This window comes from Bacteroidia bacterium, from assembly GCA_040880525.1.
Classification (GTDB): Bacteria; Bacteroidota; Bacteroidia; order CAILMK01; family JBBDIG01; genus JBBDIG01.
In genome coordinates this window covers 1-25,857 of the sequence record JBBDIG010000036.1, presented here as the reverse complement: position 1 = coordinate 25,857, position 25,857 = coordinate 1, and the positions used below count along the sequence as shown (strand labels likewise).

Sequence of the window (25,857 nt, the reverse complement as noted above, 5' to 3'; positions counted from 1 at the left end):
TAGTGTAAAAAAATTATTCACTTCTCAAAAGACAGAGTTTAAATTACACCCTCGGGGTCAACAAATTACCCAAACCAACTATGATTTTATTGGCATGTACACTTATGATGATCTTGCACTGGTGAAACTCAATGGTAAATATGGTGTGCTGGACACAACCGGAACAGAACTTATTCCCACACAATATGATACCCTCTGTTTCAATGAAAGCATTTTTAGCCTTTGTTATCAAGGGAAATGTGGTTTTGTTAATTCAAAGGGCGAATCATTTATACCCTTCCAATACGATAAAGCAAAATGCTTTTTTAATGGATACGCTGCGGTAAACCTCAATGGTTATTGGGGCTTCGTAGATTCTACAGGATCAGAGGTAATTAAACCCCAGTATAGATATGACGATATAAAATACTTTAGCGAAGGCGTTGCCGCAGTAAGTAAAGACGGCAAATGGGGCTACATTAATAAAAGTGGCAAAGTAGTAATCCCTCTTGTTTATGATGAAACCAGCGGATTTTTTAGCGATTGCATTACGGGTGTGCGCTTAGGGGAATTCTGGGGAATCATTAACATGGATAATGAGGTAGTAGAATCGATAGAAACCGATTATGACGTTTTTATGGAGATTTGGTAAAAAGATTTTCATGCCCAACCACTGCCCTGAGCCTATCTGGTGGTATACACCACGCCCCGGTGATTTAAGCACCAGATTCTTCTCTGCGCTATCGCTGCGATCAGAATACACTTTGATAATTCGTATCATACTAATCCGTATCATACATTGATTGCATCATACAAAATTGTATACCTCATGAGCCGGATTTTCTTTTAATAATGAACATCATGGATTCTAAAAATGGTACTGCCACAAATTTAATAAGAGCAGTAAATTCCTCTTATCTTTTAATTTAATTTAATGGAATTATTTGATCTGTTTTTAACTTCTTAATAAAACCTTATCAGTTCGGTTCACGACAAAAAATAAGGTTGCGTATTTTTTATTTACAATGTTATGAAGGTTTTAAAAAAATGAAAATAAGGTTATTGGAGAGACCCAAACGACTGGGAACAAGCCAGACAATACTTCGTTAAGGCTTGGAATGGAGCATTTAGACAACTTCAAAAACATGTGAGTGGAGAATAAAAAGCGCCAGATAAGTTCTCGGGTTAATTCAGCAAAATCTTTTACGGAACACCCGCATTCCCTCTAAAAAGAATACACCATAGATAGAATACCAAGAGGGCGCAGGGAATTTTTTCACGCAAAGGCGCTAAGCCGCAAAGGATCTGTATCCGCTATAATCCGCGAGTCAGACAAACTTTAATTCAGGTTTGGTTCTCCGGCCATTACACTTGGCTTTAGCGTGTGTTTGGCCAGGTCGGGGAGTTTCAGCTTGAAGGTGCTGCCTTTTCCCGGTGACGAAACCACCTTCACTTCGCCCTCCATTTTGTCTGCAATTTCCTTCACGTTATATAATCCCAGACCCGAACCTTTGGATTTGTAGGAAGCCCTGAAGAACATATCAAAGATTTTTTGCTGGTCCTTTTCCGCGATACCTTCCCCGTTATCCTCTACTTCAATGAATATGTAGTGTGAATTGCTGTGGGCGCTCACTTTCACATAGGGACTTTCTTTGGAAGGATCGGAATATTTTATGGCATTTGTGATGAGGTTGTTGAGCATGTTGTTGAGGCGTGCCTGGTCGGTACTGAACTTGAGTTTGGGATTGACATCAATCTGGATGCTGACGATGTCGCTTTCCGGGTAGAGTTTGATCTGCTCCACCAGCGAGTGTATAGTGTCGTAAAGTACTACTTCATTACTATCAATGTCCAATCGCGAGTTCCTGGAGAAGTTGATGATCTCGGGGGTGAAATCATCCAGCTTCAGGATGCTTCTCTTGATCATGTTCAGGTACTCCTTCTGCACCTTGTCCTCGGTTTCTAAGCAGGCCACATCCACCAGTCCGAGGATAGAGGTGAGGGGCGACCGTATATCATGAGAGGCGCTGTAAACGAAGCGGTCCAACTCGCGGTTGATCTTTTGAAGCTGCTGGTTTTGCTCCCGCATTAATTGCTCTGACTTTTTCCGTGCGGTAACATCGCGGTACTGCCACATGTGGGCGATGAATTCGCCCGTGGAACGGTGAATGGGCACATAATCCCGCTCGAATATTTTCCCGTTGCTAAACAAGATCAACTCGTTCTGTACCGGTTTCCGGTGTTTCCATATCTCGGCAATCCGCTGCACGAATGCCGTCATATCTTCCACACCTTCGGTAGTGATGTCTTGCAAGATCGCACAGTCCTGGTGTATGAGGTCTTCCGGCTTTTGACTGATCCCGAAAATATCGAAGAATGATTGGTTCACCGAAAAAATGCTCAGGTCTTCATTCTGGATAAGGATCCCGCTTTCCATGTTTTTAACCATAGAGCGGAACAGTGTGAGGTTTGATTCATTTTCTTGTTCTATCAATACTTGCTCATTCACGTTTCTAAAGTTCCCCACGATAGCGCCTACAGCGGGATTATCGAGCAGGTTGCTCCCAATGCCTTCCAACCACACGTAATTCCCGTTTTTGTGCATTGCCAGCAGCCGCAGTTGAATGCATTCCCCGGGGTGTGTGAACAGCTTCTGGAATTCTGTGGCCACTTGCTTCCTGTACTCTGGATGAACATTTTCAAGGAAATTCATTCCCAGGTATTCCTCCGGCTCAAAGCCTGTTACTTGTTTGATGGAGGGACTGGCGTAGAAAATATCCCCATTCCCGTCCATCATGGCCACGCCATCATGGCTGTTTTCTATCAGGGCTTTGAAGCGTATCTCCGTTTGCCTGATCTTCTCCTCGGCCTTTTTCAATTCGGTGATGTCTCTGGCCACCAGCAGTACGCCATCAACCTTTCGGTTGGAGATGAGAGGGTTAGCGGAGATAAGGAATGATCGCTGTTCCCCGTTCAAATAGATGCTACACAGGTGATTCTGCACGGGCTGCCCTTCCAAAGCTGAGGTTATGGGTTTCTCCAATCCCCGTACTTCCTTTCGATCTGCCACTAGTTCATAGAGGGTGATGAAATGAAATCGTTCGCTGCTTCGGTTAAAGGTCTTCTGGGCTGCCGGATTCAGGTAAATGACCCGTTTATTTTCAGAGAGATGAATTACCAGGTCTGGAAGGTTCTCGAACAATTCGGAAGTATCCACCGATTCTGACAGGCTGAACAATTTATATTTGCTGAAAGCGACAAGAACGGCTATCGAGAAAAAGCTCATAAAGGTGGAGGTGAGCGGCACGGCCGGGAGATCCAGAAAGACCGGGAAGGCGATCTGTGTGATGATACCCTGAATGCCGGGAATAGAGACTCCGATAAAGATGATCAGCGATTGGTAAAATTTAATGGAGTACGATCTGTTTCCCAGAACATATTTGCATAGCAGGAAAAGAGCTACGGTAACTTCCAGGGCCAGCCAATTCAGTAGTAGGAGTTCGGTGAGGGTGTTGTTATGTTCATTAATCCAGCCCCAAAATCCCATGTCCGTGTAAAATTCGGGACGGTTTACCAGGTTGTACAGGCCTGTGAAAATAATATCAGGCACATACAGCAACCCTAGCATTGCATACGAGTTGGCGATCTTGGTCCTGCCGGTGTAAAGCAGGCTGAAATGCAATGCCAGCGAGCCGACAAATATCCATCCTATGCAAAAAATGGTATCCCAGACATAAGCGGGGTAAGGTCCGGTGCTTAATCGTTGAAGAGTATCATCAATTTGCCAAAAAAAGAGGGCAAGCGTGAAGAGGGCAAATACTTTTACCGTAGCATTCTTAGGAAAACTAGTGAGGACATATAGCAGTATGAACAAATTCACCAGGGCCGGTAAAAAAGATATTAATGCGCCCAGCCAATTGTCCAGGCTTAATTCCTGTATTCCTCTCTCCATAATTTAGATGATGGGTATAAGCAATTTTTAATAGTTCAATAGTAGATGTTTAGTAACTAAAATCAGCAGGTGTCACGGCAATTCCTTACAGGAAAGATTATTCTGTAATTCGTATTAAAATTGATCAGCGGCTACAAATGCCTGATTCTTCAATATCGCGATATGATGATATCTCAGATTTTGGAATCTACCAAAATAACTGGGAGCTGGTCTCCACCCCTCGCTCGGATCCCGCGAGTGTGAGATATGACAGGCCATCCTGGCCAATTCCTCATAAACCCAGCACCTTCAACGGACTGTCTTCACACGCGCTGCTGTAATAGTAATATTCCGGCATTGTCACAACGGAGTTTAAATATCTAGAGTAACTATATCAAAAGCCATATATTTTTTCGGGGGTGGGATTGGCAAAATGCCCTTACTTTGTGACAACTCATGCCTGAAAATGCCCCTACTCTGTGACCGCTTTCAGTAAAAAATGCCCTTACTTTGTGACATGTTTGAGCGGAAACTTATAGATGAATTGACAGAATGGGCGGGGAAGCCGAATCGCAAACCATTGGTTTTGCGGGGTGCAAGGCAAGTAGGCAAGACCACCATTGTGGAACAATTTGCTGCCCGGTTTGACGAATATCTTTATTTGAATCTGGAATTGCCACAAAACCAGGAACCTTTTAAGCGCTTTACCAACCTGGAAAATCTGGTACAAGCCCTTTTCTTCTTAAAGAATGTAAGCCGCAAGGAGGGCCGGACCCTGATCTTCATTGATGAAATCCAGGAAGTACCGGAGGCTTTCTGGCAGCTTCGCTATTTTTATGAGCAAGCGCCACAATATCATGTGATTGCTGCGGGATCGTTGCTGGAGACGCTATTTGACAGCGAGAAAAGTTTCCCGGTGGGCCGGGTGGATTACAAAGTGGTAAGGCCTGCTTCTTTTCCGGAGTTCCTGAAGGCGACCGGTGAAGAGGCTGCCTTCCAACAGTTGGAGTCCGTACCTATTGCCGAATTTGCACATGACAAACTTCTGTCGTTGTTTCATACCTACACCCTGATCGGTGGAATGCCGGAAGTAGTAAGCCATTATGCCCAATACCGCGACCTGGCAGCTTTGAAGCCCATTTATGATTCGTTGTTAGCCTCATATCTTGAGGACGTTGAGAAATATGCAAGAACGACTGCACAAGTAGCTGTAATCCGTCATGCTATTCGTTCAGCATTTTACCAGGCAGGAAAGCGGATTTCCTTTGCCAATTTCGGAAAATCAGGCTATGGCTCCCGCGAAATGGGAGAAGCATTGCGGGCGCTGGAACAAGCCATGTTGTTGCATTTGGTATATCCAACCGTCAACACACAGCCCCCTGCTTTGCCCGACTATCGTAAATCACCACGCTTGCAGGTGCTGGATACAGGCCTCATGAATGCCTTTACAGGTCTTCAGCCCCAGGTACTGACCGCCACCGATCTTAACCAAATTTACCACGGCACTATTGCAGAGCACGTTGTGGGGCAAGAGCTACTAAACCTGCAAAGTGGCGCCCTCAGCCGATTGGATTTTTGGGTCCGGGAAAAGAAGTCGTCTTCGGCTGAAACGGATTTTCTCTGGCCTTACGAAACCCACTTGATTCCAGTTGAAGTTAAGTCAGGAGCAGCGGGGAAATTGCGATCGCTGCATCAGTTTATGGAACAAGCTCCTCACGGCCTCGCAGTGCGTTTTTATGCCGGCAAATTTAGAACAGACAACGTAAAAACCCCGGAAGAAAAACATTTCAGGCTTATAAGTTTGCCCTACTACCTCACTTCCAAAATCGAAGCATACCTGGCACAGGTTTAAGATTGCAGGGCTTCAGCACCGGGGGCATACAGAAAATTTCAATAGTTGACAGATTAGCATTTAGTAGGTTCCCGGGAGTATTGGACCAATCAATTTGATTAACTATAGATTTGAATTGGCTGTGATTATTTTAAAAAAGGGTATTTCGGAAGTTGGAATTCTTTAATTAAATAATAAAACTTAACCTCAAAAATCGAGGAGATTAAAAATTAAACCGAAATATATTCTATTAAAATAATAAATTAATGACGAAGTTAATTTCAATAGCTTGTTAAATTAAAACAGCATAGGACCAGAGAATAACAATAAGAATAGCGAACAGTTAATTTCAATAGCTTGTTAAATTAAAACCCCAAAATCCGTTTCACCGGATGGCAGCGGACGTATAATCCTTAGTACCTTTCATTTTATCCTTACAGGCAATTCAGCAGGGTTTTTCAAGTCTTGCACGTTTGCTTTTCTTACTTTTGCACCCCTTTTTGGAAAATGAAAAAGCACTGAAAAATGAAGGATACACGTGACAGCACCAATCTCTGGAAGCTGATCGGTTTACGGTACAAGTCTCATCCCTGGCATGGCATAGACATCGGGAATGATGCACCACACATTGTTACGTCTTTTATAGAGGTAACGCCATCAGACACGGTTAAATATGAAATTGATAAGGTAAGCGGCTATATGAAGGTGGACCGCCCGCAGAAGTTCAGCAACATTGTGCCGGCACTATATGGCTTTATACCCCAGACCTACTGCGATGAAAAGGTAGCTGAATACTGCCGCATCAAAACGCAACGCAACAACATTATTGGCGATAAGGACCCATTAGATATCTGCGTACTCACTGAGCGCATGGTAAACCGTGGAGATATTCTGATCCCTGCCCGCCCGATCGGTGGCTTCAGGATGATTGACAATGGCGAAGCGGACGATAAGATTATCGCAGTGCTGAAGGGTGATGAAGTATACCAGAACTGGCAGGACATTGATGATGTCCCGGTTTCGATTGTTGCAAGGCTGAAGCATTATTTCCTGACTTATAAAGAAATGCCGGGTCAGGATTTACACCGGTGTGAAATAACCCATGTATATGGCCGGGAAGAAGCAGTGGAGGTCATCCGCAGGAGCCAGCGCGACTATAAACTAAAATACGGCAACTTAGAAAGTGCCCTGTCAATGGCCGCTTTCGATGCCCTCACCGTAGGGCAAAACCTCCAGGAATACTGGAAAAAAGCCGATGTAGAATAGCGTTAATATATTCGACATGAGCAGTGTTGGCCTCTTCCGTTATTTTGCCATCTACAAGCCTTACGGCTACCTGAGCCAGTTTACTGATCCTTCAGGAAAGCACAAGACGCTGGGGATGTTGCACGATTTCCCAAAGGATGCTTATCCCGTAGGCCGGCTGGATAAAGACAGCGAAGGGCTGCTGATCATCACCAATGACAAGGATCTGAACCATCGCCTCCTGAAACCTGCCCACGAGCATGAAAGGGAATATTGGGTAGTAGTGGAAAATATTCCTGATGAACAGGCCCTGAAAAAAATGGAGCAGGGACTTACGCTGCGCATTGAGCAGAAAATTTTAGAAACACGGCCTGCCAGGGCGAAGCTGATGGACGCTCCGCCTGGAGTTCCGGAACGGCATCCCCCGGTTCGGTATCGCACACAAATTCCCACTGCATGGCTCAGCCTCACCCTTACAGAAGGTAAAAACCGCCAGGTGAGGAGGATGACCGCAGCGGTGGGCCATCCTACTTTGCGGCTGCTCCGCTATCGGATCGAAGGAATTACTTTACCCGCAATGGAAATCGGTGCAGTTAGGGAAATGGAGCGCCAGGAAGTCTACAAAAAGCTGTTTGGCAAACAAGGCCTCTGAACCAAATTACTCCTGAACCTATCTTTGCATTTTCAAAATTGAATAAGAACTCATGAGCCAGCGCGATACCTATAACAGCCAAAAGGCCCCTGAACCGGTAGGCCTTTATCCTCATGCACGAAGAGTAGGTGATCTGCTTTTTCTTTCAGGCGTGGGGCCGCGCGAAAGGGGAACCAGCCAAATACCAGGCGTAGAACTGGATGAGCAGGGGAATATCCTTTCTTATAATATTGAGAAACAATGCCACTCAGTATTTAAAAATGTGAAAGATATTCTTGAAGATGCAGGATACGACTGGAATGACCTCGTTGATGTCACCGTATTCCTTACCAATATGAAAGCAGATTTTAAAACCTACAACCGGATATGGTCAACCTATTTTTCAGAGAATCCTCCCTGCCGCACGACTGTTGAAATTACATCATTGCCCACTCCTATTGCCATTGAGTTAAAATGCATTGCAGCTAAAAAGCGCAACTAATGGAACTGGTTATAGACTGCGGCAATACGTTTATTAAAACCGGGCTTTTTCATCAAAATAAATTTATAGAATCCGGCATCTTTCCAAATGATGAATTCAGCAGCATTGAACAACTGGTATTAACCGCTTCTCTTGACGCCATTATACTTTCTTCAGTAATTGAATTGCCGACAGAATTTATGGCTAAAATCCAGGCGGCTGCTCCGGTTTTTCTTGAGCTTTTGCAAGATACGCCTATCCCTTTTGAGAATATGTACAGGACGCCTGCCACTCTGGGTAAAGACCGTATAGCCGGTGTAGCCGGAGCAATGGCTTTGTCATCCGGAGAAAACGTAATGGTAGTAGATGCCGGAACCTGCATTACGATTGACGTGCTTGCAAACGGAAAAATGTACATCGGTGGCAGCATTTCTCCGGGATTGAACATGCGGCTGCAAGCCATGCATCATTTCACTCATCGACTGCCGCAAGTGGAGTTGCGTGAATTCGCTGATCTGAATGGCCTCACCACGGAAGAGTGCATGCTGGCCGGTGCCCTTAGCGGTGCAGTTTCAGAAGTGGATGGATTTATAGATAAGTGGCAAAATAAACTTGCAGGGCTTAAGGTTTATCTTACCGGTGGTGATGGCACCATCTTGTTAAGCCATTTAAAAAGTAACATCTTTGCCGAGCCAAATTTAATCCTCACCGGCTTACATAAAATTCTCCTTTATAATGCTCATTAATATTTTAAGGCTTATGCTCTTCGCGGGCCTTATTTTTACAAGTATACCCTCTGCATTTTCACAAACCTACAATTCCCCTTTCACGCTTTATGGGCTTGGCGAAACCCATCAAAATCACATCGCCCGCTTTCAGGGGATGGGAGGTGTGAATTATGGCTACAGGAATGGCTCCTCTTTTACGATAGCTAATCCGGCAAGCTACTCTGCCCTGAAGTACACAGCATTTGAAACCGGCTTGCGATCACGGTGGGCCCAGGTTTCGCTCAACGAGAATAAATTCGCAACGGCTGATGCATCCTTTGGGTATCTGGCCCTGGCTTTTCCTGTAAGTCGTAAAATTCCGTGGAGCGTAGCACTCGGACTTACGCCCTTCAGCAAAAAAGGATATAGACTAAGGTACCAGTTCACCGAGCCATTTCAAAAAGAAGAAATATTCAGCGGCTCAGGTAATTATTCCAAATTTTTTCTTGGGACTTCAGTGGAGGTAATTAAAAATCTTTCTATAGGTGTGAATGCAAATTATTTCTTCGGAAATCAAACGGATACTCACACCGTTGCATTTCAACAGGATCTGGATTTTTATAACCTGACACGGCTCAGCCGAACCTCAATCGGAGATTTTGTAGTAGATGCCGGGATTCAATACACGCTGCCGTTGAAGGACGGCAAACAAGTGGTAATTGGTGCGATAGCCAATTTGCCCACAAACCTCAAAACGCAAAAAGAAACAGTCGCCTTTACTTACGATACCGTGCGCCATCAGGAGACACTGAAATATAACACTCTACTTCCCTTTGGTGGCGGACTGGGTATTACGTATTCAAACAAGGAATTGCTGAGCCTGGGTATGGATTTTTACTACCGGAGCTGGAGTGATTACAAACAAGAGGGTCAGGTATATGATACTCTGCAGGACCGGTTTGAAATATCGCTGGGAGGAAGTTTTCAGTTTTCGGAGACCGGACAGGCCACAAGCGACCAACCTTACTGGAAACGAATACCTTACCGCTTTGGCATTAAATATGTGAAACCGTTCATTGACGTGGAAGGCAGTGAATATCACGAAACAGCAGTCTCTTTAGGTGCAGGGTTCCGGTTGAAAAATCAAAAAGGTTTGCCCTCTCAGATGTTGGATATTTCTTTGGAAGCCGGACAAATCAGCAATTTTGAATCTGACGCGCTCAAAGAAAGATATCTACTCCTTCACGTAGGCTTTTCCTTAAATCAATCCTGGTTTGGCCAGAGAAAAATAGACTAACCATAATGAAGAAAATATCACTTAAAGCCTTCCTGATCACGCTATTTGGAATATTCATTATTGAAACAGCAACTACCAGCGTTGTCCATGCTTCTGCGTTGGATCAACAGCATGCTTCGATAATGGTACAGGAGAGCGGTGAAAAAGGCAATTGCCCCGGGCCCACCTGGGGTGAGGATAGCGTAACGGCTGTAAGAGAATATTCGCTTTATGACCAGTATTTTGCCCAAAAAAATTATAAAGACGCGATTCCTCATTGGCGCCATGTGCTATTGAATGCGCCTAAAGCGCGACTTGGCGTATATGTAGATGGGGAAACCTTAATGGAATATCAAATCGAAAATGCCAGCGATGAAGCCCGCAAGGAGGAACTGATTGATACGCTAATGTGGATGTATGATCAGCGTATTGCCTGTTTTGACAAAGAATGCTATGTGTTGGGAAAGAAAGGTGTTGACCTGATGAAATTCAGGCCATCTGCATATGCACAAGCTTATGAGATCCTGAAGCGATCAGTGGATTGCCAGGGCAATGACGTTTTGATCACTGTTCCTTATACCTACATGTTTGCATTAGTGCGCCTCTATAAGGATAAGCAGGTTAATCTTGACACATTGCTCAGCGAATATGAACGGATCGGCAATATAACTCAGCATAATATAGATGCAAATGGCCAGTACGTGGAGAACTGGAAAAAGGTACAGGCCGCCATAGATAATCTGGTTGCACCCCTTGTCCCGTGCGAAGAATTAATTGAATTTTACAGAAAGAAATATCAGCCCGGAAGTACACCTGCCAAGGATATTACGCAAATGACTGAGATGCTTTCTTCACGCAATTGCACCAAAGATCCTTTTTACCTTACCCTTGCTAAAGCTGACTACAGCAACAATCCAAGTGGACAGGCGGCATTGGCCATTGCAAAGGGAGAAGAGGCTGCCGGCAATACCAATGAAGCTTTGAAATATTACAAGGATGCCCTGGAACAGGCAACCTCAGCAAATGACAAAGCGGATATTAATTACAGCATTGCGCGGATCTATAAAAACAGGGATGAGTGCAGTACGGCAAGAAATTATGCCCGCGCTTCAGCTTCGCATCGCGAGGATGCAAGGGTATATATCCTCCTGGGAGATATTATTATTGCCTGCGCCAGCGATTGTGATGACAAAATTCCCAGATCTGTATATTGGGTGGCTGTAGATTATTATCAAAAAGCAAAAAGTTTGAATTCTTCAAATGGCGAAACAGCCAATTCCAGGATCGCTACGTATTCCGCTTACTTTCCTAAGCAGGAAGATGTTTTCTTTTACAACCTGAAAGATGGAGACAGCTACACCGTAGAATGCTGGATACAGGAATCCACTAAGGTGAGAACGAGAAAATAAAGGAGATTAGAATAGCCGGGGTTTTCCCGCTGAATCAAAATTGCTCCAATGCCATTATCTTATAAAAAGCCTTCGGACCGCCCGGCAAGAAAAGCCGCATTTCCGGGGCTTTTTTATTTTTCGCTGCTTGGACTACCGTTGCTTCTTTTTTCCTCCTGCGGTTCAAATGATCCGGGAGAAGTAGAGGCCATTACGAAAGAACGGAACGTGCCCAGTGAAACCGGGCGTGATATCGAAATGATATATACGGATTCAGGAAATCTGAAAGCCATTATGACTGCGCCTGTGATGCAAAAGTTCCTTGGGGAAAATGAACGCATTGAACTTCCTCGCGGACTGCTGGTGAACTTCTACGATGAAAACCAGGAGGCATCAGGAATGCTGAAGGGCAACTATGCCATTCGGTTTGTAAATACCAATTTGACGGAAGTGAAGAATGACGTAGTAGTGGTAAATATTGAAGGCGATACGCTTCATACCGAGCATCTGATTTGGGAAGAAGATAATGACCGGTTGTACAGCAATGAAATGGTGCGGGTGAGAACTCCAAAAGAGATCATTATTTCAGAAGGATTTGAATCCAACCTTCATTTTACCAATTATAAATTTTTCAATATAACGGGTACAATTGAACTTGATGATCCGAACGATCCGAACGTGGAATAAAACCTCTGAACTGCTATCCGTTCAGTTTCCTGTGGTCTGAGAGAAACTTCTCAAGCCCGCTGTCAGTCAGCGGATGATGGAGCAACTTCAGGAACTGGTCCGGAGGACACGTTACGACATCCGCACCGGCCTCGGCACATTGAGTGATGTGGAGCGGGTGCCGGATTGAGGCTGCGAGAATGTATGTCTCGAAATCGTGCAGGCTGTAAATATGTGCAATTTGCTCAATGAGTTCAACGCCATTCATTGTAATATCATCCAGCCGGCCAATAAACGGTGAAATATAGGTGGCCCCGGCTTTTGCTGCCAAAATAGCCTGGCCTGCCGAAAAGCATAGCGTACAGTTGGTTTCAATGCCATTATCGCTAAAATAGCGGATCGCTTTGATGCCATCTTTGATTAATGGAACCTTTACAACGATATTATCATGGAGCTTAGCCAGCTTCTCCCCTTCCTTAACGATGCCATCAAAATCCGTAGCAATCACCTCTGCGCTGACAGGACCATTCACCATTTCGCAAATTTTCACATAATGGGCAATTATCGCTTCCTCACCCTTAATGCCTTCTTTGGCCATAAGAGAAGGATTGGTGGTAACACCATCCAGAATTCCCAGATCATTAACTTCTTTAATGGCATCAAGATTCGCAGTGTCTACAAAAAAACGCATGGCAATACAATTTATGAATGAGTGAATTTAAGACTGAAAACAGAACGGGGAAAAAAGAAAAAAGGGTAAGCTACCTGCATCGCACCGCTCAACCACCTCTCCCTTGCTTCTTTCCAGACCTGGGGGATTGAGGCGGGAGCTGGTCGTACAGGGCTTACCCGGCTGCAAAGGTAAGGAAACCGAATTCGGATTTACCATACTGGTGGCTGATTTCGCATTTTACTGCGCCACCTTTTTTGTGAGACGACAACTCGATTTCCGGGAACTGTTTGATTCAAAATGTTAAGATCCAGGCTTTACTCTTATTCCTGTAAAAACATTTTGTTGACCTTTCATCCGGCTGCATTTCCCTGGCTTTCTGCAAATGTTTTAAAATCATCAAGATACTTCTGCGATTGCTTTTTGAATGCTCCGGGCATTAACCATCCGATGAGCTTCATAAAACCGCTGAAACGGAATTCTGCCTCTGACAGGTAGCGGGTTTTGTCCGGCCCGATTGGAATAAATAAGTTTCGTTGTTCATTCCAAACTCCTTTCGTCTCGTAAACAGCAGAAAACTCATCCGGCAAATCTCGTTTGATAATCGTCTCCACCATCTCTATTTTCCGTTTTCCCATTTCGTACTTTATCTGCGATTTCGCTCCCGGCTTCCCCGCCTCTCCGCTTATGTGCTCAAAGCTCTTCAGCCCAGGTTGCCAATGCTTCAGGTTGTCCGGATTATCAAACAACTCCACTACCCTTTCGCGGGGCAGATTGATGATTACTTCGTTGGTGTACTTCATAAGCCTTAAATAATTGTTATTCCAATTTTATAAATAAAAAGGCAAAAATTCCAACGAGATTAAACATAGGAATAGGGATTATTTCCGTCCGTTGGAATTTTCTCAACGCCATAAACACAATCCTTATTAAATATAAAGAAAAGCCTCACTCAACATCAGCAGGCTTTTTCAACGTTCTGGACAGCCAGATATAGCCAATTAGTCCGGCCACGAAGGAGCAGACCAGGATGCCCACTTTCGCCTGGTTAAGGAGTTCCTCCTGCCCGCCTTGGGTAAAGGCCAGATTAGAGATGAACAATGCCATTGTAAATCCTACGGCTCCGAGAAATCCCACACCAATAATGTGTGTCCATTGCAGGTCGTCCGGTAGTTGTGCCAGGCCCAGCTTAACTGCAAGCCATGAAAAAATGGCGATGCCGAAGAGCTTGCCGAGCAAAAGCCCCAGCATAATCTGGATGGTCAGCGGGGAGGCCAGAATCTGGAAAAAATCACTACCTATCACCACGCCTGCATTCGCGAGAGCAAAAACAGGCATCACCACATAGAGGACTACCTCATGTAGCGAATGTTCCAGTTTTTGAAGCGGGGAGCGAACCTCCTCAATGCTGCGTTCCAAATAATCAAGAGAAGATAACTGCTCATTGGTCATAACATGCGCACCGGGCAGTCGTATTGAAGAAAATTGCTGTAAACCGGAATTCATCCTGTCCAGGAAAAGAGGCAGATCAATTTTGCGGGTAATGGGGATGGTAAAGGCTGCCAACACTCCGGCAAGTGTGGGATGGATGTGTGCCAACAGAAAAACATACCACAGCGCAATGCCGATAATCAGGTATAAAACCGGATGCCGCACATCAAAGAAGTTGAAAATGATAAGAATGAAATAAAGCCCTGCTGCTATGGCCATCAGCGAAATGGGTATACTGCCGCTGTAAAAAATGGCGATTACCACGATAGCACCAATGTCATCCACAATGGCAAAAGCCGTGAGCAAAACTTTCAGGCTCAACGGTACGCGGTTTCCAATCAGTTTCAATATACCGAGGGTGAAAGCAATGTCAGTCGCCATTGTGATTCCCCATCCTTCCATTCCTTCTCCACCCTGGTTCAATATGAAAAAGATTGAGACGGGCAATATCATTCCTCCTGCTGCAGCAGCTATAGGCAGGGCTGCCTTTTTCATGGTGGATAGCTCTCCGGCCATTACTTCACGCTTAATTTCCAGCCCGACCACAAAGAAGAACACTGCCATCAAGGCATCATTGATCCAGATAAGCAGGCTTTTCGAAATGGCCCAATCTCCAATACCCACAGAGAATTTTGTATTGAGAATTTCAAAGTAGGTTTCGGACCAGGGTGAATTTGCCCAGAGAAGTGCCAAAATCGTCATGGCAAAAAGCACAATTCCTGCTGACGATTCTACATTGATAAATCTCCGGAAGGGTTCGATCGTAGCTTTAAATACTCTTTTCCCTGTTTCCTTTACCATAGTTTCCTTTTCAAGCTGAGAATAAATATTGATGAAAGGCTTCAAAATTAAAAATCCCATTCATACCAGAAGAGAATCAATAATAAAAGCCTTTCATAGACGGGATGGCCCCCACGGTTCTAAACCCTATGTTCAGTGAAAAAAAATCTATAGTGCCTCATTTTTCCTTTTCTGATCTATGTGGCCGAAATAGAAAGTCCGGCAGGATCCATAATCAACCTTGCAGGGGTGAACGCAAAAAAGCCATCTTGTTAACAAGATGGCTTTTAATTAAAAGCGGTCCGGACGGGACTCGAACCCGCGACCCCGTGCGTGACAGGCACGTATTCTAACCAACTGAACTACCGGACCGTCTTCCCCGAAAGGAGGTGCAAATTTAAACACATTTCACCTGAATAGAAATGCTTTGCGTAAAATATATCGATAAGTTCTGATTATTAAATAATTATAAAATAATAATTGCTTTTGTGATTCTTTCACCGCCTCCTGGTTTCCGACCCGGAAAACTTCTGTGATGATATTCAAAACAATTTGAGAATTTGGGCATTGAAAGAAAAGTTGATTCGTTGAAGGCAGCGTTTCACAGGCGAAGGGGAAATCCTTAATTTAGCAGCCTTACAGAAATAACGAATTTTATCAACCCAATCCACAAAGTAAAATAATAGATGAGTACGCTAAAAGACCGGTTTGAAGAGAAAGCTGCAAAGCTGAGAGAAGAGGTAAAGAATATTCGGGAGGAATATGCTGACAAAGTAATAGGAGACATAAAGGTAGGACAGGTTTATGCCGGTATGAAAGGCATGATTGGCCTGGTATACGAAACCTCCTCACTTGATCCTGCTGAAGGAATCAGGTTCAGAGGTTATTCTATCCCTGAACTTCGTGAAAAGCTGCCAAAAGCTGAAGGAGGAGTAGAACCCCTGCCAGAAGGCATTTTCTACCTTATGCTGATGAATGAGTTGCCTTCAGAAAAAGACGTGAAAGAAGTATCCCGGCTGTTCAGGGAAGGAGGTACTGTTCCGCCACATGTTTTCAAAATGCTGGATTCACTTCCAACTACAATCCATCCGATGACGCAGTTCAGCCTGGCCATCCTGGCTATGCAATCTGAATCTGTATTTGCAGAAGCCTATCGTAAAGGAGTTTCACGCTATGAACTTTGGAAGTATATGTTTGATGATGTGATCAATCTTATTGGAAGATTGCCACGGGTGGCTGCCTATATTTATCGCAGAACCTATAAGGACGGAAAGCACATCGAACCCGATGATTCGCTGGATTGGGCGGCCAATTTTGCACACATGCTGGGATACGGCAATAATGCTGAGTTCAAGAAGCTCATGCGCCTCTATCTCACTATTCATGCTGACCATGAAGGCGGCAATGTTTCGGCCCATACTACCCGGCTGGTGGGTTCCGCCCTTAGCGATGCATATTACTCTTTTTCCGCAGCGATGGACGGACTTGCCGGTCCGCTGCATGGACTTGCGAACCAGGAGGTGATCCGCTGGATCCTGGATTTGCAGGAGGAGCTGGGTGGTGGCGTTCCTTCGCGACAGCAGATTGAAGAATATGTACACAGAACACTGGATGCCGGTCGCGTAATTCCGGGATATGGTCATGCTGTCCTCAGGAAAACAGATCCACGGTTTACGGCCCAGCACGAATTTGCGAAAGAATACATGCCAGAGGATGATCTCGTAAAAATCGTGAGCCTGCTGTATGAAGTTGTTCCTGGCGTATTAAAGGAAACCGGAAAAATCAAAAACCCGTGGCCAAATGTTGATGCCCACTCAGGAGCACTGCTCGTGCATTACGGCATGAAGGAATATGATTTCTACACGGTAATGTTTGGTGTTTCCAGAGCATTGGGTGTTTTAGCATCCTTGATCTGGGACCGCGCTTTGGGCCTTCCGCTCGAAAGACCCAAATCTGTAACCACAAAATGGATCACCGAAAATGTGAAATAAAATTTTGCTTGTTTCAATACAATGTGAAAATGCCATTCCCTTCAAAGGGCGTGGCATTTTTGTTAAAATTCAGAATCAGCAAACAGGCAAGTGCAGGTGATTTAATAACGGAAGCTCAAGAATTAAATATTTACCAAAACAGATTTTTAAGCATGATAACGGTCAAGAAATTTACTTTCAATCCATTTCAGGAAAATACCTATGTGCTGCATGATGAATCGAAAGAGGCTGTGATCATAGACCCCGGCTGCTCTGATGAATCGGAAAGGCAGGAATTGGAAAAGTATATCCGGGAAGTAGGTTTAAAGCCGGTCCACCTGCTGAATTCGCACTGTCACATAGATCACATATTCGGCAACCGGTTTGTGCAGGAAGAATTCTCGCTAAAGCTGGAAGCTCATCGTCTTGAAGTACCAATTTTGGAAGGCGCCATAGAAGCTGCGATGCGTTTTGGCATATCCCCTCCGGATGCTCCACCGATAGAAATATTTCTGGAAGAAAACGGCTCCGTTAGCTTTGGAAAATCCGAATTGAATATTTTATTTCTACCAGGCCATGCTCCGGGACATATTGCATTTCATTCGCCAGACGATAATTTTATCATCAGCGGAGATGTCCTTTTTCATGGGAGCATAGGTAGGACGGATCTTCCGGGTGGAAATCTGGAAACGCTTATGGACAGTATCTGCAATAAAATGATGAAGCTGGAAAATAGCTGTACGGTTTATTCCGGCCACGGACCAGATACTACGATAGAAACTGAGAAAAAACACAATCCTTTCCTGCTTAATTATTGTAAATAGCAGTACCCTATGAATTGGCAACTTATTATTATAATAGTAGTTTTTATAGCTGCAATAGGCTACCTGATATTTTATCTTACGGGTAAATTTAAAAAAGAAAATTGCACAAGTTGCGGACTTGGTGAGGCTTCTAAGTCAGAGGCTATACGCAAATTCAAAGAGCGGGTTTCATGATCCTGTGCTTTCAATAAGCACAACCGCGTGTGCGGTCACTCCTTCTTCACGGCCCACGAATCCTAACTTTTCTGAGGTAGTTGCCTTAATGGATATTTTATCTGCAGTGGTCACTAGCACCTCCGCCAGCCGCTGTTGCATTTTAGGGATATAATCTTTGAGTTTAGGTTTTTCCAAACAAACTGTGGAGTCAATATTCCCGATGCCATAGCCTTTGTCCTTCAGTAGCTTTATAACTTTTGCAAGCAATACAGTGCTATCTGCATTCTTATAGATGGGATCAGTATCAGGAAAATGGTATCCAATGTCGCCCAAAGCTGCTGCTCCAAGCAGGGCATCGCATATTGCGTGGATCAACACATCCGCATCAGAATGGCCCACAGTCCCTGTTGGATGTGGGATGGAAATTCCGCCAAGTATAAGAGATTCACCTGCTGCCAGGCGATGCACATCATAACCGAAGCCTATACGATATGACATAAATGAGCAGGACTGCTATTGTTGCGAATCGCTCTCGAAATTGAAGAGAAGTGTAAAACGCAGTGTATTTTCAAGAGGACTTCTTTGCGTGGTTTTTTGACTGTTGGTCGGCACCAGATAGGCAAAGTCCAACCCGAAAACATTGTAGCGTAGCCCTACACCAAGCGTGAGGTATTGACGATTTCCTTTGGTGGGATGCTCATAAAAATATCCTGCTCTGAGTGCGAACTGCTGGTCGTACCAATATTCGATCGCAATGGATGGATTAATCTCCCTGAGTTCTTCCACAAAACCGCTGGTAGTGGAATCTCCCGGTGCGTCATAAAATGACTGGATCATGCCGGCAATAACGGGTTGATCAGGATTTTCTCCGCGTTCGATCTCAAAATCACTACTTCCCTGTACAGGTATGAACTGGCCATTGGAATCCAATTTATAGATGGGAGAAGTAGGTACAAGCAATTTGTTAAGATCCATTGTGAAGCCTATCTCATTGTACTCGTCCAGCTCCAGATTAAGGTAGGACCCCAGACGGAGGTTTATAGGAATAAAATCCCTTTCCGTTTCATCTGTGTACGTAATTTTAGATCCTATATTGGAAATATTTCCACCGAAAGCCAGCGTGCCTTCATATCCAAATAGTTCCGTTTCATTTTCATAATAAGCAGAAAGATCACCTGCTACTGCGGTTCCGGGCTGCGTTTCACCACCATTGGTGAGCGGAGTGTTTCCTGCTAGGTTGGAATAAATAAACCGGAGGGAAACCCCTACGGAAAAATTATCCGAAAGCTTACGGGCATATGTACCGTCAATCGCGAATTCGTATGGCCTGAAATCTCCGAGAGAAGCTCCGAACTGGTCAGTAAATGCAATATCACCGAGAGAAAAATATCTTAGGGAGCCACCGAATGACTGAAATTCATCAATTTTCTTATAACCTGAGAGGTAGGAAAGATTAATGTCTGGCACCAGAGCTTTCAACCAGGGGGTATAAGAAAGAGCAAATCCAAATTCATTCTCAACAAATGCGAGTTTGGACGGATTCCAGTGGGTGGAATTGGCATCGGGCGTGATGGCTACACCTGCATCAGCCATAGCTCCTGAACGGGAATCGGGAGTGATCATCAGGAATGGAACAGCAGTGGTGATAACGTTTCGCCTTCCGCTCAGTTGGGAGGCGCTTTGAATCTGTGCAGAAGCCAGCGTGCCGGTAAAGCACAAGATGCTACTAACAATGGAAATACGAAGAATTCTCATTTCTATTTTTAAGGATAAAATTAACAAGATGCAAATTTAGGAAGACGACCCTGAGTGATGGCCGAAATTATTTCAAAACTACCAGCTTTTCAAATTTTTGAGCGGTTTCGCCATTTGGTGTTCTGATTTTGAGCTTGTAAACGTAGACACCTCTGCCAATATTATTGCCAAAATCATCTCTTCCGTCCCAGTCAATGTTGCTTACATGAGAGCCCTCTGAATATGCCTCTGTCTCAATGGTCTTGACGATCTTACCTGAAATAGTAAATATCTGTACCTGCACCAGGAGGCTCTGTCCCGGTTGATTATGATCAAAGTGGAAGGTGGTGTGGGTGGTGAAAGGATTGGGATAGTTCAGTACATGATCCAGCGCTATTTTGGATGAATTCGCTACTACGAACTCGGTATATCCCTCAGCAGAATTGTTTGCTACATCCCAAACCTTCACTCTGACCGTATATCTTCCTTCTGTAAGTTTTGAGAAAGGATAACGGATCTCTCCAGCCCTGTGGTTGTCAAGTTCAGCCTCATAAAACTCATTCATCACCACGGGTTCACCATCATTGAGTATAGCTGTGAGATCATGCCCCACACTTTTGCCCAAGGTATTGATCCCGTTATCATCAGAAACTTTAGCGATCAACAATGGATTTTCATCCGTCAACCCTCCGAAAACAAAATCATCTTCATTTATAAAGAGTTCAACCTGAGGCGGCATATTATCTGTTACAGCACTGTCAGAGGTTCCCCCGATTACAATATTGGTGTAGCTTCCATTCGCATCGTTCTTCCCATCCTCTGCATAGTAGCTGATTTTTCCTAAACCATTCTCATAGGAGATGTCTTTTGGCACCACAAAGGAGAAGGAGAATTTGCCGCCCGATACTGATACTTTACCTTTATATATAAGGTCCTGCTGAAGCTGAAAAGTAATTTCCGGAGACCGGGGGTCATTTTGCAACGTATTTATATTGGATGGCTTGTCAAATACGGTGGGATATAATAGTCCGTTGAAGTTCGGCAGCAATGTCCCGGAGCTGTTTCGTACTTCCCCTTCTATTGTCATCAGCGAAAGCGCTTTAAGCGTATCAGCCTGACTGGTTACTGGCGATTCATTGATCCGGGTAGTGACGACCTCCTCTTGAGGATAAAGGAGTTTTAATGCCGGATCGCCCAGCAGTGAGAAATTTATAAAGTTGAATCCAAAGTTTACTCTGCTGCTGTTTTTTGTTTGCCTGAATAGCTGGCCAATTGTGGGCATTGATCCGTCCGGTTCCGGTTCAAACATTTGCGAAAAAAGTGCCTGTAGCAAAAGAAAATTGCTGCCAGAATAGGCCACCCGTGTAGTAGTTAAAAGTGCGATACCTCCAGCCAAAGGATTGAGCAAAACCAGTTCTCCTGCCGAAACCCGGTCAGGATCGTCAAACCTGCTGAATTCGCAGGTAGCGGTTACAAACAATGGCAGTTTACTTTGATTGTTCCAGGATTGGATATCTGAGATCTCCATAATGCGTTCATGCGCCAAGCCTACTTCTCCGCCATGCCCTACATAATTTACCAGTAAGGCGCCTTTATCAATTTGCCGGTTTATCTCCTCGTTTACGGCCGGATACCGGTTTCCTCCGGCAGAGGATTGTTGCTGATATGCGTCAAGATAAATCTTATCTACGTTATAATCTTTATAATCCTTTTGAATTGAATCAGTTATCACTTCTGTGTCATAAACATGCCCGCCTATATCTTCATCATCAGCTATAAAAAGCAAATTGTTGCGCCAGTTTCCCAAAGTACTGGACTGGACATAATTCTTAATTTTATTTACCATCTGCCATCCCTGTTCCTCTGTAACCACCGGCAAACGGCCAATGCTCACGTCCAGCATTATTCCCGTTAACTTCCCGTGCTCCAAATCCCCCTCAGGATCATCTAAAAACCCAAAAAAATCATCGGTGCAATAGGAGCCTTCGGGATGAGTGATATTATCATTTTGATAGGTAGGGACAAAATTCGTGTTTCCTGTTATCCGATTTTTGTAATCATACGAGCCATCACCAAATAACAACAGGTACCGAGGTTCATCGCTGGATGATGTCGCGTTAGTGTATAGCATCCGCATAAAGTCTCTGATGGCGGTTACATCCTGCGCCCCGGAAGAAAACTCGTTATAAATCTGCTGCGGAGTAACGAGGTGGATCCTGAATCCATCAATGCTCTTATGAAAAGCAGCAAGTTCTTTGGCCGGAGCCATAAATTTTGGATGTGCTACAATAACCATATCCGCATGCCCAAGACCATGCAGATCCTGATTGGCAACTTTGCCGGCCAAACTTACCCGGTGCGCATCTACATCACGAAAAGCCACAAATTCCTTTAGTTCGGAAACATCTGTGCTGAATGAAGCCTGATTATTATTCACATTCAAAGTCTGCTCACTCACCTGATGCAGATCGCTGACATCCCAGATTCGCAGTGAGTTATCAGCATTGCTCATTATAAATTCTGCGGACCCTCCACCATACGACTGCTTATCTCTGAATATCATTTGGGAATTTGAGTACGATAGAGTGGCTCTCGCCTGAAGCTGAATATAGTCAAGCCAACCCATTGAATTGGACGTAGATTTTATGTACTGAAGATTCAGGTTTATCTGATCACTTGTTGCGCGAAATCCGGCAGCATCTGTCGTTTCTTTGGCAAAGTCAGCATAGTAATTTGAAGTGTTAACCGGGGGAACTTGCGATGATAATATTTGTTGCCCCCCATAGCGGTAAATGAATGAACTGTTTGAAGCTGACCGCGCCAACACCCTGCTCTTCAAAAGTATGTCCTCAGATTTAATCAAATTGGGGATAGTAAAGTCAAACTCATGCGAAGTTTGGGTGATAAACTCCTCGCCTACCCACCGCTTTCCGGATTTTATTTCCTTATTTATTTCAGAGACCTTATCCACTTCATGATGGAAAAGCGCGTCATAAGAAGTTACTGTTTGGCTACCCTGAGGAGAAGGACCTACTTTCGGGACTCGTTTACCACGACCCAGGGAACTTGTTATAAAGTAATATGCTGTGTCGCTGAAAACATTATATTGATAATTATAGCTTAAAGTTGAATCCACAAACTCCCAGAGATGAGGGCCTTCAGCAAAAAATAAGATATAATCGCTGGGATCAAAGCGGGAATCAGATTCTCCCTCAACCCTGACAGGGATCTCCTCCAGGTCATCAATTCTCGGTATCGAATTTCTATAGGGAAGCATGCCGCCTCCGTTGCCATATACGCGGATATTTCTTGGATCCATTCCGCTTGTATTCATCCCCAGGTTTACCAGATCCTCAAAAGTGACCTTAAATAATCCTGTAGCTGACACTCCTATTTTAAACCATTCTCCGGTTGCAAGGACGGAGGTATTGCTCTTTTTATTAGATGCCTGTCCGGCCTGTTGCGTCCCTGAACTATTCAAATAGCTAAGTTCCAGATCGAATTCCGTCAGCCGCTCAATTTTGCCTGTGAGGCTATTTCTCCTCAACGGCAAAAATTCTACAGTTAAAAAAGGTTTTTTATTTTGATATCCTACATGCACTTCAATCTCAACCTGAGAGTGTAACTCATTTTGGTAAGGAATTAGCTCAATTTGCTTCACCTCTTCATAAACATCGTTGCGGAGGATTACTTTTGCTTTTTCATCATTTATTCCAGGAAATTTTTCAACATACAGAGGTTGGTTTGATTTGGCCGGATCAATAATAGCAAGATCAAACGAGAGAAATGATTCGGTTCGCTCAGATGCAGGAACTATTTTCCAGTCCAGTTTTCGATGATGAGAGGTTTGTTGCCCATAGGAAGGAACAGTAAAAATGATAGCGATAAAAATATTTAAGACGATGTGTCGTTTCATGGAAATAGCCGATTTAGGAATTAAGTCTTACAAATTTTCAGTGAGGCTGAAGAGGCGAAATTTGGTTGTTAACGCAAATCATCCGCAAATTTGTATTTTTGAATGAATTTAAACTCCAGCTTTATGAAAAGAATCTATACCTTAGTACTGCTGCTGATAATATCACTGCCAGCGCTGGCTCAGGATCCTGAGTTCACCCAATTCTATGCCAACCCTTTATACCTAAATCCTGCTTTCGCGGGCACAGCTAAAGGCCCAAGGGTTGCGATGAATTACCGTAATCAGTGGTCCAGTATCTCTTCAGGTTTTGTAACCTATGCTGCATCTTATGATCAACATTTCGATCGCCTGGGCGGAGGGATCGGCCTGCAGGCCTGGTATGACAAGGCCGGAGACGGAGAACTATCCAACACGGTCTTCAGCGGCATGTATTCCTACCATCTTAATGTTACCAGAGAATTTGCCATCAAAGCAGGGTTGCAGGCATCAATGTATACCCGTAGCATTGATTTTAATAAACTAAAGTGGGGTGATCAGATTGATGCAAGAAGAGGTTTTGTATTTCAGACACAGGAACCGATCCCGGGAGATGGGAACGGAGTATATACAGATCAGCCCTTTGTAGATTTTTCTGCAGGAATGCTGGGATTTACAGAGAATTTCTTCGTTGGATTTGCCGTAAATCATATTACAGAACCTAACCAATCTTTCTATGCCAACCCGGAAAGTGTATTGCCCAGAAAATATACCGGCCATGCAGGATTTCTTATTCCTATAGAAGAAGGTAGAAATCCGGAAGATTTCATTTCACCTAATATTTTGTTTCAGCGCCAGGGCAATTTCACACAGGTCAATTTTGGTGCTTATGTGATTAAAGGACCGTTTGTTGCTGGTGCCTGGTTTCGGCAGACCGGTTATAATTCAGATGCCTTTATGGCGCTGATAGGTTTAAAGAAAGACATCCTGAAAGTAGGTTATAGTTATGATCTTACCGTGTCGGATGCAAGGTCAGCCGCAAGAGGAAGCCATGAAATTTCCCTTATTCTGGAGTTTGAATATAATCAAAGTTCTACTCGCGGAAAATGGAAAGGCCTAAATTGTCCTACCTTTTAACAATAACGGGCAGGATCATTGAGTTTATTAAGATTGAGGATCATCAAAATCAAAACACTTTTTTAAATTAAGCATTGAAAGTATGAGAAATCATATTGGGTTAATTATGATTGCCCTTTACTGTGGAGCATTTGTATCTTGTAAAAAAGAAAAGTCATCTACAACTGGCTGGAATTACAACGATGAAAAATGGGGCAGTTTTGAAGTGGCAGAAGCACAACCACAGGAAACCGGACCTAACCTCGTTTATGTTGCAGGGGGTACATTTTCAATGGGACAAACGGAGCAGGATGTAACATTCGAAGCCGATGCAATGCCCAGGAAAACGACAGTTTCCTCATTTTATATGGACGAAACAGAGGTGAAGAACCTGGACTACCGTGAATATCTCCATTGGATAGGAAGGGTGTTTATTGATTATCCCCAGGTGTATGAGCAAGCCCTCCCTGATACTTTAGTTTGGCGTGATCCCCTTGCTTATAATGAACCTTTTGTCCGGTATTACTTCCGTCATCCCGCTTATCAAAACTACCCGGTTGTTGGTGTTAGCTGGGTGCAGGCAGCAAAATATTGCGAATGGCGAACTGACCGCGTGAATGAATATATTCTGATCCGCGAAAAGATCATAGAAAAAAATCCTGATCAGATGAATGAGGAGAATTTTAATACAGAAGCTTATCTCTCTGAACAGTATGATCCAGTCACCAAAAGACCTATAAAAAATCCATCCGGTGAAGAACGCAGAGTGAGAATGGAAGATGGTATCTTACTTCCTGAGTATCGCCTGCCAACTGAAGCAGAATGGGAATATGCCGCTCTTGCGCTGCCCGGAAATGCTGTTTACGAAAACGTGAACACCCGCAGAATGTATCCCTGGAACGGTTATACGCACCGCATGGAGGAAGGAAAATATAAAGGCAAGTTCAGAGCTAACTTCCAGAGAGGTGCAGGAGACCTTCAGGGCGTAGCAAGTGACCTAAATGATCAGGGCGCAATACCTACTCCTGTTGTAAGTTACTGGCCAAATGAATTTGGACTTTACAACATGGCAGGCAATGTAAGTGAATG

The 25,857-nt window shown here is 44.1% G+C and carries 20 protein-coding genes, 1 tRNA gene and 1 other RNA gene; 13 read left to right on the top strand and 9 right to left on the bottom strand.

Features of this window, described 5'->3' with window-relative positions; translation table 11 throughout:
- On the top strand, positions 1-631 hold a 631-nt coding region (locus WD077_10345), incomplete at its 5' end, for a WG repeat-containing protein (GenBank protein MEX0967628.1).
- A 687-nt stretch (positions 632-1,318) separates the two neighbouring features.
- Here WD077_10345 and WD077_10340 read toward each other — a convergent pair.
- Entirely contained in the window at positions 1,319-3,931 is a 2,613-nt protein-coding gene (locus tag WD077_10340) for a PAS domain S-box protein (GenBank protein ID MEX0967627.1), read from the bottom strand.
- A gap of 478 nt (positions 3,932-4,409) precedes the next feature.
- Between WD077_10340 and WD077_10335 the strand changes: the two genes are divergently transcribed.
- The 8 genes from WD077_10335 to lptC all read left to right on the top strand — a co-directional run bounded on the left by WD077_10335 (position 4,410) and on the right by lptC (position 12,156).
- The gene (locus tag WD077_10335; protein MEX0967626.1) at positions 4,410-5,762 is read left to right on the top strand and encodes an AAA family ATPase; all 1,353 of its coding nucleotides are present in this window, start codon (positions 4,410-4,412) and stop codon (positions 5,760-5,762) included.
- Positions 5,763-6,266: 504 nt separating this feature from the next.
- On the top strand, positions 6,267-7,007 hold the full coding sequence (locus WD077_10330) for an inorganic pyrophosphatase (GenBank protein MEX0967625.1): 741 nt from the start codon (positions 6,267-6,269) through the stop codon (positions 7,005-7,007).
- A gap of 16 nt (positions 7,008-7,023) precedes the next feature.
- The gene (locus WD077_10325; GenBank protein MEX0967624.1) at positions 7,024-7,638 is read left to right on the top strand and encodes a pseudouridine synthase; all 615 of its coding nucleotides are present in this window, start codon (positions 7,024-7,026) and stop codon (positions 7,636-7,638) included.
- A gap of 52 nt (positions 7,639-7,690) precedes the next feature.
- Complete coding sequence (locus tag WD077_10320) at positions 7,691-8,119, top strand: Rid family hydrolase (protein ID MEX0967623.1); 429 nt, start codon at positions 7,691-7,693, stop codon at positions 8,117-8,119.
- Complete coding sequence (locus WD077_10315; GenBank protein ID MEX0967622.1) at positions 8,119-8,844, top strand: type III pantothenate kinase; 726 nt, start codon at positions 8,119-8,121, stop codon at positions 8,842-8,844. Before WD077_10320 ends, WD077_10315 begins: the two co-directional genes overlap by 1 nt.
- Positions 8,834-10,102, top strand: a complete 1,269-nt coding sequence (locus WD077_10310; protein MEX0967621.1) for a hypothetical protein — start codon at positions 8,834-8,836, stop codon at positions 10,100-10,102. Before WD077_10315 ends, WD077_10310 begins: the two co-directional genes overlap by 11 nt.
- 5 nt (positions 10,103-10,107) lie before the next feature.
- The gene (locus WD077_10305) at positions 10,108-11,490 is read left to right on the top strand and encodes a hypothetical protein (protein ID MEX0967620.1); all 1,383 of its coding nucleotides are present in this window, start codon (positions 10,108-10,110) and stop codon (positions 11,488-11,490) included.
- Between the two features lie 48 nt (positions 11,491-11,538).
- On the top strand, positions 11,539-12,156 hold the full coding sequence (gene lptC, locus WD077_10300) for an LPS export ABC transporter periplasmic protein LptC (GenBank protein MEX0967619.1): 618 nt from the start codon (positions 11,539-11,541) through the stop codon (positions 12,154-12,156).
- A 13-nt stretch (positions 12,157-12,169) separates the two neighbouring features.
- On the opposite strand, the gene fsa is transcribed toward lptC, so the two are convergent.
- The 5 genes from fsa to WD077_10275 all read right to left on the bottom strand — a co-directional run bounded on the left by fsa (position 12,170) and on the right by WD077_10275 (position 15,448).
- Positions 12,170-12,826: a fructose-6-phosphate aldolase gene (gene fsa / locus WD077_10295; GenBank protein ID MEX0967618.1), complete on the bottom strand. Its 657-nt coding sequence runs from the start codon at positions 12,824-12,826 to the stop codon at positions 12,170-12,172.
- Positions 12,827-12,886: 60 nt separating this feature from the next.
- Positions 12,887-12,986, bottom strand: an RNA gene (gene ffs / locus WD077_10290) — signal recognition particle sRNA small type.
- A 172-nt stretch (positions 12,987-13,158) separates the two neighbouring features.
- Positions 13,159-13,608: an SRPBCC family protein gene (locus WD077_10285; protein ID MEX0967617.1), complete on the bottom strand. Its 450-nt coding sequence runs from the start codon at positions 13,606-13,608 to the stop codon at positions 13,159-13,161.
- A gap of 145 nt (positions 13,609-13,753) precedes the next feature.
- Complete coding sequence (nhaA, locus tag WD077_10280; protein MEX0967616.1) at positions 13,754-15,097, bottom strand: Na+/H+ antiporter NhaA; 1,344 nt, start codon at positions 15,095-15,097, stop codon at positions 13,754-13,756.
- A gap of 277 nt (positions 15,098-15,374) precedes the next feature.
- Positions 15,375-15,448 (bottom strand) — tRNA-Asp (locus WD077_10275).
- A 314-nt stretch (positions 15,449-15,762) separates the two neighbouring features.
- On the opposite strand from WD077_10275, the gene WD077_10270 reads away from it, so the two are divergent.
- Positions 15,763-17,067: a citrate (Si)-synthase, eukaryotic gene (locus WD077_10270; protein ID MEX0967615.1), complete on the top strand. Its 1,305-nt coding sequence runs from the start codon at positions 15,763-15,765 to the stop codon at positions 17,065-17,067.
- A 152-nt stretch (positions 17,068-17,219) separates the two neighbouring features.
- Positions 17,220-17,870: an MBL fold metallo-hydrolase gene (locus WD077_10265; GenBank protein MEX0967614.1), complete on the top strand. Its 651-nt coding sequence runs from the start codon at positions 17,220-17,222 to the stop codon at positions 17,868-17,870.
- Positions 17,871-18,038: 168 nt separating this feature from the next.
- On the opposite strand, the gene ispF is transcribed toward WD077_10265, so the two are convergent.
- The 3 genes from ispF to porU all read right to left on the bottom strand — a co-directional run bounded on the left by ispF (position 18,039) and on the right by porU (position 23,676).
- A complete protein-coding gene (gene ispF / locus WD077_10260; GenBank protein ID MEX0967613.1) occupies positions 18,039-18,524 on the bottom strand; it encodes a 2-C-methyl-D-erythritol 2,4-cyclodiphosphate synthase in 486 nt (161 codons plus the stop codon).
- A 15-nt stretch (positions 18,525-18,539) separates the two neighbouring features.
- Entirely contained in the window at positions 18,540-19,781 is a 1,242-nt protein-coding gene (gene porV / locus WD077_10255) for a type IX secretion system outer membrane channel protein PorV (GenBank protein ID MEX0967612.1), read from the bottom strand.
- Between the two features lie 67 nt (positions 19,782-19,848).
- Positions 19,849-23,676 (bottom strand): type IX secretion system sortase PorU, encoded by a 3,828-nt coding sequence (gene porU, locus WD077_10250; protein MEX0967611.1) that lies wholly within the window; start codon positions 23,674-23,676, stop codon positions 19,849-19,851.
- Positions 23,677-23,799: 123 nt separating this feature from the next.
- On the opposite strand from porU, the gene WD077_10245 reads away from it, so the two are divergent.
- On the top strand, positions 23,800-24,789 hold the full coding sequence (locus WD077_10245) for a type IX secretion system membrane protein PorP/SprF (GenBank protein ID MEX0967610.1): 990 nt from the start codon (positions 23,800-23,802) through the stop codon (positions 24,787-24,789).
- Between the two features lie 82 nt (positions 24,790-24,871).
- Positions 24,872-25,857, top strand: a 986-nt coding sequence (locus tag WD077_10240) for an SUMF1/EgtB/PvdO family nonheme iron enzyme (GenBank protein MEX0967609.1), incomplete at its 3' end; no start/stop codon positions are given.

Excerpts from the sequence above, each read along its gene's own strand:
- lptC (MEX0967619.1), top strand. The coding sequence starts at position 11,539 with ATGCCATTATCTTATAAAAAGCCTTCGGACCGCCCGGCAAGAAAAGCC.
- WD077_10335 (MEX0967626.1), top strand. The coding sequence starts at position 4,410 with ATGCCCTTACTTTGTGACATGTTTGAGCGGAAACTTATAGATGAATTG.
- WD077_10315 (MEX0967622.1), top strand. The coding sequence starts at position 8,119 with ATGGAACTGGTTATAGACTGCGGCAATACGTTTATTAAAACCGGGCTT.
- WD077_10310 (MEX0967621.1), top strand. The coding sequence starts at position 8,834 with ATGCTCATTAATATTTTAAGGCTTATGCTCTTCGCGGGCCTTATTTTT.
- WD077_10325 (MEX0967624.1), top strand. The coding sequence starts at position 7,024 with ATGAGCAGTGTTGGCCTCTTCCGTTATTTTGCCATCTACAAGCCTTAC.
- WD077_10340 (MEX0967627.1), bottom strand. The coding sequence starts at position 3,931 with ATGGAGAGAGGAATACAGGAATTAAGCCTGGACAATTGGCTGGGCGCA.
- WD077_10305 (MEX0967620.1), top strand. The coding sequence starts at position 10,108 with ATGAAGAAAATATCACTTAAAGCCTTCCTGATCACGCTATTTGGAATA.
- WD077_10265 (MEX0967614.1), top strand. The coding sequence starts at position 17,220 with ATGATAACGGTCAAGAAATTTACTTTCAATCCATTTCAGGAAAATACC.
- WD077_10285 (MEX0967617.1), bottom strand. The coding sequence starts at position 13,608 with ATGAAGTACACCAACGAAGTAATCATCAATCTGCCCCGCGAAAGGGTA.
- ispF (MEX0967613.1), bottom strand. The coding sequence starts at position 18,524 with ATGTCATATCGTATAGGCTTCGGTTATGATGTGCATCGCCTGGCAGCA.
- fsa (MEX0967618.1), bottom strand. The coding sequence starts at position 12,826 with ATGCGTTTTTTTGTAGACACTGCGAATCTTGATGCCATTAAAGAAGTT.
- WD077_10320 (MEX0967623.1), top strand. The coding sequence starts at position 7,691 with ATGAGCCAGCGCGATACCTATAACAGCCAAAAGGCCCCTGAACCGGTA.
- porU (MEX0967611.1), bottom strand. The coding sequence starts at position 23,676 with ATGAAACGACACATCGTCTTAAATATTTTTATCGCTATCATTTTTACT.
- porV (MEX0967612.1), bottom strand. The coding sequence starts at position 19,781 with ATGAGAATTCTTCGTATTTCCATTGTTAGTAGCATCTTGTGCTTTACC.
- WD077_10270 (MEX0967615.1), top strand. The coding sequence starts at position 15,763 with ATGAGTACGCTAAAAGACCGGTTTGAAGAGAAAGCTGCAAAGCTGAGA.
- WD077_10330 (MEX0967625.1), top strand. The coding sequence starts at position 6,267 with ATGAAGGATACACGTGACAGCACCAATCTCTGGAAGCTGATCGGTTTA.
- WD077_10245 (MEX0967610.1), top strand. The coding sequence starts at position 23,800 with ATGAAAAGAATCTATACCTTAGTACTGCTGCTGATAATATCACTGCCA.
- nhaA (MEX0967616.1), bottom strand. The coding sequence starts at position 15,097 with ATGGTAAAGGAAACAGGGAAAAGAGTATTTAAAGCTACGATCGAACCC.